The organism is bacterium CG_4_10_14_0_2_um_filter_33_32, assembly GCA_002792735.1.
In the GTDB taxonomy this organism is placed as follows: domain Bacteria; phylum Patescibacteriota; class CPR2_A; order CG2-30-33-46; family CG2-30-33-46; genus CG2-30-33-46.
The window spans coordinates 1-9080 of sequence record PFOW01000067.1; the positions used below are offsets into that span (position 1 = coordinate 1).

A 9080-nucleotide genomic window follows, 5' to 3' on the forward strand; every position below is an offset into this window, starting at 1 on the left:
AATACAAAGAGAATACACCAATCTTTGGGTAATATTTCACCCATTGATTATTTAATAAAAACTGTTCCGGAGTCTCAAATGTGCGTGACGCGTACAATACAAGAAGAAAACCTCCTACTGATTTACCCTCTAAGCAGATTATCGAAGAAACCGAGAATCTACTTAATGAATTGATAAGGGTAGGTAAAATTAGTAACGAGGTAGAAGTTGCTTTGCTAGAGTGTTTTTTGGCTAACTTACATTTTCAGGAAGAACGCTTAAAGCCAGGAGGCAATCTAGATAAAGCATTCATCCTATTGGAAGAAAAAGAAAATCAGACAAAAGCGCGCGGTGTTAAGGAAGAATATATTAATGCCATGGGTATCATATCCTTCTATCGTTCTGGTGATCCAGATAATCTAATACGTCTGGTGGCACAGATCGAAGATATTCTTAAACGAGGAGGATAAAGATGGAACAAGGTTGGGGAGATCTTGAAAAAGGGCACATGATTTTTATTATAAAGGAAACATCAGTGCCCTCTTTTATTTTAATTGAAATAATAATTAAGATTTATTCAAATATTATGATATTATTTTATTAGTATGAAAGCTCAGGAATTAAGAGAAAAATTTATAGATTTTATGACCGAGAGAGGACATAAGTATATTCCTTCCTATCCTTTGGTTCCTCAAGATGATCCGTCGGTTTTATTTACAACTGCAGGTATGCATCCGCTTGTCCCATATTTAATGGGAGAAAAACATCCTTTAGGAAAAAGACTAGTAGATATTCAAAAGTGCATACGTACTGACGATATAGATGAAGTTGGCGACATTCAGCACTTAACTTTTTTTGAAATGCTTGGTTATTGGTCGTTAGGTGACTATTTTAAGAAGGAATCCATACATTTTACTTTTGATTTTTATACCAAGGTTTTAGGTTTTAGCAAAAATGATATTTCAGTTACGGTTTTTAAGGGAGGTAAAGATGCGCCATCCGATAGAGAGTCTTTTAATACTTGGAAAGATGAAATAGGCATACCCGAAGAACGAATTTACGAGTACGACAAGAAAGAAAATTGGTGGGGTCCCGTATCCGACACTGGTCCTTGTGGACCATGTACAGAAATGTTTATAGACACAGGTATTAATGATTGTGGTCCTAATTGTGGCCCAGCTTGTAACTGTGATAAGTTTGTGGAAATTGGTAATAATGTTTTTATGGAATATTTTAAAAATGCGGAAGGGAAGTTCGAAAAACTTGAACAAAAGAATGTTGATGTTGGTTTAGGTTTAGAAAGATTGGTTATGTTTACTCAGAATAAAAAAACGGTTTTTGAAACCGATCTTTTTGAATCTGCAGTTGCAAAAATTCAGGAGCTCGCTAATACTAAAAGTTCTGATTCAGAAAATTCCGTTAGGATAGTAGCTGATCATTTAAGATCGGCCACTTTTGCTTTAGCAGAAAAGATTTTACCGTCTAATATTGATAGGGGCTATGTGGTAAGAAGACTTATAAGAAGAGCGATTCGTCACGGTAAGTTGCTTGGAATTGATGATATTTTTACCTCAGAGGTTTCCAAGGTAATCATTAGAAAAATGGGGTCTGTTTACCCTGAACTTAAAGATAACGAGAAGTTTATTTACGAAGAATTAAAGAAAGAAGAAGAAAAGTTTAATAAGACTCTTGAAGAGGGACTAAAAAAAATTCAACGCAGAATTATTGGTGGTTTTGGTGCGGCTCCTTTTGGTGGCCAAGTATCAAAAGAAGCCAATACTATTTCTGGCAAAGATGCTTTTGATTTATTCCAAACATACGGTTTTCCAATCGAAATGACGGAGGAATTAGCTAAAGAGAAAGATCTTAAGGTAGATCGAAAAGGTTTTGAGCAGGAATATAGAAAGCACCAAGAACTTTCCCGCAAAGGGGCTGAGCAGAAATTTAAAGGTGGTCTTGGTGATCAGTCTGAAATGGCGGTTAAATATCACACGGCAACGCATTTACTTCATGAAGCTCTAAGAAAAATTTTAGGCCCGCATGTTTATCAGCGAGGTTCAAATATTACTGCAGAACGTTTAAGGTTTGATTTTTCTCACCCAGATAAAATGACCCATATTCAACTTAAAGCCGTTGAGGAAATGGTTAATGATAAGATTAAATCTAATCTTAAAATTTACGAAACTATAACTACAGTTGATGATGCGAAAGGTAATGGCGCAATTGGAATATTTGATGCCAAATACGGCGAAAAAGTGAAAGTATATTCGATCGGTGGCGATTTAAAATCATCAGATGCATTTTCTAAAGAAATTTGTGGCGGACCCCATGTTAAAAATACCTCGGGACTAGGAAAGTTTAAAATCATTAAAGAGGAAGCTTCTTCAGCAGGGGTTAGACGCATAAAAGCAATTTTAGAATAAATTATAGTATAAAATGAATATTACCCTTTTTGCATACATTATTTCAGCTATCGTATCAGCAATATTTACTATTAGAATTTATATTGTTAAGAAAAAATATCCTAATGATATTGCTAAACATTTTTATGTATTTTTCCTTTTTGGTTTTTTATATTTTTTCATTAGATCTCTTGCTATTCTTTTCTTTTTTGATAATAAAACTATTCTTTCTTTGAGTTATCCGATAAGCCATATTTTTCTTTATCTATCGTTTGCATATATGCTTGATACCGCAATCGATTTAAGTAGTTTTAAGCGTTATTCTAAGAAAATATTATGGATATTTATATTTTTTGGTTTTTTTGTAATTTATCTTAATGTTATTCTGCCTAATAACCCTTCTTTAGATCTCCATTATTCAATTATTAGCTGGGGTACAAATAAGATTGTTAGTATTTTTCATATTATTTACGCTTTTTCTGCCATTTTAGCCTTAACTTATATTTTTATTTTACAAGCCTTTAAAAGCAAGCCGTTCAATAAAAAATTCTTTATTATTGGTTTAGGTTTTGTTTTTTTAACACTAAATGCTTTTAAAAATGCTTTTCATCAAGGCATTATTTTATACTTTTTTGAATTTACAATGATAATTGGTATATCTATTATTGTAATTGGTCTTGCTATTAAAGAAAAAAAGTAAATCTTTAGTTTAGCTTTGTTTTTTGGTAAGATAAGGATACTATTAAAAGTATTCCACAAATGGGAATAATCAATTCTCTTATTTCTAAAAAAAAGAAAGATTCTTATGCCACTGCCTTAGATATAGGCACAGAATTTGTGAAAGCCTTAGTTTTTAAAATAGAGGATGGGAAAGGTCATGTTGTAGGAGTGGGAAGACAAAGGCAGGGTTTAGGTGATATGCATTCAGGCGCTGTTACGGATATCGCTGGCGTTATAAATAATTGCGCTAAAGCTTTGGCTAGAGCAGAGGAAATGGCAGGGGTTAGGGCTGATCAAGCAGTATTAGGTATTGCTGGAGAAATGGTAAAGGGGCAGACAACCTATGTGCACTATGAGCGCTTAAGACCACAGGTTAAGATTGACTTAGTAGAATTAAAAAATATAGTACACAAGGTTCAATGGAAGACCTTTGATCAGGTAAGACAGCAATTGGTCTGGGAAACGGGTAGATCAGAAGTTGACGTTAAGCTAGTAAATGCTGCAATCGTTGATGTTAAGATTGATGGTTATAGAGTAACCAATCCCTTGGGCTTTCAGGGTAAAGACGTAACTATAGGAATATTTAACGCATTTGCACCCCTAGTTCATCTCGGTGCTTTGCAAACTATTGCTAATGAATTAGAATTAGACGTTTTAAGTATAGCAGCCGAGCCTTATGCGGTGGCTCGTTGTGTCGGAGGTGATGACAATAGTGAGTTTAGCGCTGTTTTTATAGATATTGGCGGAGGAACTACCGATATAGCCGTTGTTAGAAATGGTGGTGTAGAAGGTACAAAAATGTTTGCATTAGGGGGCAGGGCTTTTACTAAAAGGCTTTCTCAGTCCTTAAATGTTTCCTTTGAAAAAGCCGAAGGGATAAAAATTGGTTATTCAAACGGCCTGCTTAACAAAAAATCCATGAAAGCGGTTAAAGATGCAATGGCTGAAGATTGTGAGGTTTGGCTTTCAGGAGTTGAGCTTTCGCTTTCAGAATTTTCGAATGTTGATATCTTACCTTCTAGAATTTTATTATGTGGAGGAGGTAGTGGTTTGCCTGATATTGGAAGGTTATTACAGGAAAGCTTGTGGTATAAAGAACTGCCGTTTTCTAGGGCGCCAAAAGTAAGATTTATAAAACCACAGGATGTTAGCAGTATATTAGATAAAACAGGTCTTTTGGTTGATCAGCAGGATATAACGCCAATGGGGTTGGCTAATATTGCAATAGATCTAGCCGGCGAAGAAGAAGTTATTTCTGGTATACTAAGAAGAGTGTTAAAAGTTGTAGGAAATTAAATTTTAATTAATTTTTAAAATGGAAAAAGTTATTTACATTGATGCTGACGAAGAAATAACAAGTGTTATTTCTAAGATAAAAAAGACAAAGTCTTCTAAAGTTTTTATTGTAATTCCAAAGGGTTCTATTATTTTAGGAAGTATTGTTAATTTAAAAATGCTCAAGAAGCATGAAAAAAATTTTAATAAAGATATAAAGATAGTAACAACAGATAGTATGGGTCGGCATTTAGCGTCTCAAGTAGGTTTTGAGGTAGTGCATTCTTTAGATGATAAAGAAATTGATGAGCATGATGATAGTTTTGTTAAAGATGGGCCTAAAATAGATTTTATACCAAACAAGAAAATATCCGATGAAAAGAAAAACGAGCAAGATGATGGACCTAAAATCATTTTTAAAGAAATAAAAGAAGAAGATACACCTAAAGAAATTTCTCCAAAAAAAGATATAGCTAAATCCGATGAAGGAAAGCCCGTAAAAGAAAAAAAGAAAATATCCAAAACCCTTAAACGAGTATTAATCAGTTTCGGTTTTTTAAGTGCAGTTATAGGAATTTTAGCCCTCATGTTTATTTTGCCTAAAGCAACAATATATGTATCACCAAGAGCGGAGGAAATTAGAGAAAATGTTAGCTTAGAGGCATTATTAGATACAAAAGATAACAATTCGTTTTCAGGCAGTCTTGTCGAAGCGACAGAGGAATCTTCTAAAAATTTTCAGGCAACCGGTAAAAAAAATGTTGGTGAAAAAGCCAAGGGGGTAATAATTGTTTATAATGAATGGGATTCAACAGCACAGCCCCTTGTTTCTGGGACAAGATTTATTTCTTCGGATGGGAAGCTTTTTAAAACAACTATCGCTGTTAATGTCCCTGGAACAAAGGTAGAACAAGGCCAGATAGTAGCAGGGACAGCAAATGTTAATGTTGAGGCTGATCAGCCGGGAGATAACTATAATATAGGATCCGCTACTTTTAGCATCCCCGGCCTTCCTTCTAACAAGCAGGATAAGATATATGGTAAGAGTATTAATTCTATGTCCGGAGGATATATAAAAGAAGTAAAAGTAGTTTCTAGTAAGGATATTGAAGATGCAAAAAATAGTTTAAATGAAGAATTAGCAAGTAGGCTAAAGGAAAATCTAAAGAAACAAGCAAAAGATACTAAGATATTGGAAGCTGCTTTTAAGGATGGAGATGTAGAGGAGAATTTTTCAGCAAAAGAAGGTCAGGAAGCAGAGGAATTTTCGCTAAAAATTAAGAAAGGTTTATGGACGGTTGGTTTTAATGAGAAGAAGTCTGAAGAAATGATCGCTGCTAAGATAAAGGAGACTTTATCAGATGATAAAGAGCTAATTGAAGGTAAGTTAGAAAATATTGAATATAAAGTGATAGATGAGACAAAAGAAAAAGGATTAAGTCTTTCTGTTTCAGCTGTGGCTTTTGCAACAAAAAAACTTGAATTATCTAAGGCAAAGTATGAGATACCCGGCAAGACAAAAGAAGAAGCAATAGAATACTTCAAACAAAATAAAGAAATTATGGACGTAAAGGTTGACCTTTGGCCATTCTGGGTTAAAAAAATTCCTTTAAATCGTTCGAGAATTGAAATAAAAGTTAATGTATCAAACAGCAAATGAGTAAATTATTGGGTATTGATTGGGGAGAAAAAAAGACAGGATTAGCAATTTCCGATGAATTGCAGATGTTAGCCAAACCATTGCAAACAATGGATAGTTTTAACTTGAGTACGCTTGAAAAAATTATCGAGGAAGAAAATATAGAAAAGATTATAGTGGGAAGGCCAAGGAATATGGATGGGAGTTTAGGTCCTCAGGCTAAAAAAGTATCTTTTTTTGTTTCTAAGCTAGAGAAGAAAATTAAATTACCCATTATTTACGAGGATGAAACTAATACAACTAATATTGTTAAAAGCATGTTGATTAAAGAAGGACTGGATCCCAGGAAAAATAAAGATTTAATTGATAAAAAATCAGCACAATTAATTTTACAAGGATATATTGATGAAAACATTAAGTAAAGTAATTATTATTTTTATAATATTTATTGCAGTATCAACGGTTTCCATTTATTTTTACGCAAAATCACAGCTTTTTTCGCCAATATCGAATAATAATAATGAATTTGTGTTTGAGGTTAAAGATGGGCAGGGGGTTATGGAAATAGTTGATAATCTAGAAAAAGAAGGCTTTGTAAAGAATAAGTGGATTACAGTAGGCTATTTAAAGTTTAAAAATATGGACAAGAGTCTTAAGGCTGGAACTTTTCTTTTAAGTAAAAATTTAACCCCGGTTCAAGTATTGGATATTATTTCTTCAGGTAAAAATGCTTTAAAAAAGGTTACAATTGTTGAGGGGTGGACATTGGAAGAGGTGGCGGATTATTTAGACAAAAGGTCAATTGTACAAAGAGAAGATTTTTTAATAGCGGTTAATGTAAAAAAATGGAACTATGATTTTTTAAATGGAGCAAAATCTCTGGAAGGATTCCTTTTTCCGGACACATATTATATTTCATATAAAGCTGATGCTAGTGAAATCATTAAAAAGATGCTCGATAATTTTGATAAAAAACTAACTAGCCAGACGAGGGAAGATATCAAAAAGAAAAATATGTCTATTTTTGATGTAATAACCTTAGCATCTGTAGTAGAAAAAGAGGTGTCTAAAGAAGAAGATAGAAAAACAGTTGCTGGTTTATTGCTGAAAAGAATCTTTTTAGGGAAGCCGCTAGAGGTTGATTCTACTATTAATTATATTACCGGCAAAGATAATCCGCAGCCTTCTTTTGCTGATACGCGTTCGCAGTCTGAATATAATACCTATTTAAATAAAGGTTTACCTCCTGGCCCGATATGCAGTCCAAGCATATCTTCAATTAATGCGTCAATTTATCCTAAGGAAACATCCTTTTTGTACTATCTGAACCGTCAAGACACCAAGGAGACAATTTTTTCCCAAACTTATGAAGAGCATTTGCAAAATAAGTATAAGTACTTGAAATAGCTTCTTAAAGCCAATTATGGTAATACTTGACAAACAAGCTTCCTTTGCTAGAATGGTCACTATGTTTCAAATTAAAATAAGGAGTGTTTTATTTTAAAGGAAAGATTTTCTAGCACAACAGAGTCCCAAAAACAAAAAATAAACATCCAAGAAGATTTTTTTCAAAAGCCTAATAAAAATGATTACACTTTAGGCAAACAAAAACAAAATTTATTTTCTAGAATAAGAAATATCAAAAAGATATTAGACGAGTCTTATACAAATTCTAAGGGTTTTGTTAGGGAAATTTTATCAAGGCCAACTAATTATATTATGCATGCTACGGTTATAGGCCTTTCATTTTTTGTCTCTATCTCAACCGTCTACGGTGATAGTGTTAATTATGCCAGCATTATTCCTCAGTCAGATAAGACTAGTAGTAAAATAGTTAATAAGAAGGTTAATCCTAAAACTATTGCCGCTATTGCCGAGATTACTAATTCTCCCATCGATGTTAAGGAGGATGTATTAGAAGGTAATGTTAAGTCTCTAACTTCTTCTTTAGCTCTTTCGGAAGATGGTTCAATTGATAAATCAATTAATGTTGCAACTCCAGAACAAGAGTGCCAGAAGGTTATCGATTATACAGTTGAAGAAGGGGATACGCTTTGGTCTATAGCTAAAAAATTTAGTGTTACTACTAATACAATTAAATGGTCTAATAATCTAGACAATGAAGATGCAATTAAGCCAAATCAAGTTTTAAAGATTCTTCCAATATCTGGTACGTTGCATAAAGTGGGTAAAGGCGAAGATTTAAAGAAGATTGCGGTTTTATATAATGCGGGCGTTCCTCAAATTATTGAGGAAAACGGTTTATTAAATGAAGATGTATCAGAAGGACAAATTTTAATAGTTCCTGGTGGAGTAAAGCCTGGAGCAAAAAACGATAATAACCAACCACAAAAGAATACTAAGGGAACTCAAAGTAACAGTAAAAAAGATAAATCACCTAGATTTACTTCAAAAGAAAATTTACGTAATTCATCAGGGTGGCTTATTAGGCCAACCAGAGGCATAAAAACTCAGGGGTTTCATTGCAATAATGGAATAGATATTGCCGATGTCAGTATGCCGTCTGTGTGGGCAGCTGCCGCCGGAACTGTAACTTTTGCAGGGTGGAATGGGGACTATGGTTTAACTGTTAAAATCAGGCATTCAAATGGGGCTGAAACTCAGTATTCACATTTAAATAAAATTTATGTTTATTCTGGTCCGGTACAGCAAGGTCAAGTTATTGGGCAGATGGGCAGAACTGGGAGAGTATTTGGAAGAACTGGTATTCATCTTCATTTTGAGGTTCATGGTGGCCGAAACCCTTTTTAGAGTCTTTAATAAGAATAGCCTATAACTGAAATATTATTTGAAAAAGTGACTTTTTCTCTATACAATATAAGTAGTGATTTGTTTCAATAAAAAATAGATCTTATGATACTATTTTTTAATATCCAAATGGAGAGGTGCCCGAGTGGCTTAAGGGAACGGTTTGCTAAACCGTCAGTGGTCTAAAAACCGCTTCGCGGGTTCGAATCCCGCTCTCTCCGCCAAGTTTTACATTCAGCGAAATTGAAAGATGTTGCCTCGGCGCAAAGCGCCTCGGCATGGTATTTTTCCGCAAT

The 9080-nt window shown here is 33.9% G+C and carries 8 protein-coding genes and 1 tRNA gene; all 9 read left to right on the plus strand.

Features of this window, described 5'->3' with window-relative positions; translation table 11 throughout:
* The first annotated feature begins 80 nt into the window (after positions 1-80).
* Entirely contained in the window at positions 81-449 is a 369-nt protein-coding gene (locus tag COX95_04340; GenBank protein PIZ85355.1) for a hypothetical protein, read from the plus strand.
* Positions 450-584: 135 nt separating this feature from the next.
* The gene (locus tag COX95_04345) at positions 585-2402 is read left to right on the plus strand and encodes an alanine--tRNA ligase (GenBank protein ID PIZ85356.1); all 1818 of its coding nucleotides are present in this window, start codon (positions 585-587) and stop codon (positions 2400-2402) included.
* A 13-nt stretch (positions 2403-2415) separates the two neighbouring features.
* On the plus strand, positions 2416-3081 hold the full coding sequence (locus COX95_04350) for a hypothetical protein (protein PIZ85357.1): 666 nt from the start codon (positions 2416-2418) through the stop codon (positions 3079-3081).
* A gap of 59 nt (positions 3082-3140) precedes the next feature.
* Positions 3141-4397, plus strand: a complete 1257-nt coding sequence (locus COX95_04355; GenBank protein ID PIZ85358.1) for a hypothetical protein — start codon at positions 3141-3143, stop codon at positions 4395-4397.
* Between the two features lie 19 nt (positions 4398-4416).
* Positions 4417-6036 carry a hypothetical protein gene (locus COX95_04360; GenBank protein PIZ85359.1) on the plus strand — a complete coding sequence of 540 codons (1620 nt, stop codon included), beginning with the start codon at positions 4417-4419 and terminating at the stop codon, positions 6034-6036.
* Positions 6033-6437 (plus strand): Holliday junction resolvase RuvX, encoded by a 405-nt coding sequence (locus tag COX95_04365; protein ID PIZ85360.1) that lies wholly within the window; start codon positions 6033-6035, stop codon positions 6435-6437. Before COX95_04360 ends, COX95_04365 begins: the two co-directional genes overlap by 4 nt.
* Positions 6421-7422, plus strand: a complete 1002-nt coding sequence (locus COX95_04370) for an endolytic transglycosylase MltG (GenBank protein ID PIZ85361.1) — start codon at positions 6421-6423, stop codon at positions 7420-7422. The genes COX95_04365 and COX95_04370 overlap by 17 nt, the downstream gene beginning before the upstream one ends.
* 312 nt (positions 7423-7734) lie before the next feature.
* A complete protein-coding gene (locus COX95_04375; GenBank protein PIZ85362.1) occupies positions 7735-8787 on the plus strand; it encodes a hypothetical protein in 1053 nt (350 codons plus the stop codon).
* A gap of 128 nt (positions 8788-8915) precedes the next feature.
* Positions 8916-9008: transfer RNA gene (locus COX95_04380), tRNA-Ser, on the plus strand.
* The last annotated feature ends 72 nt before the right edge of the window (positions 9009-9080 follow it).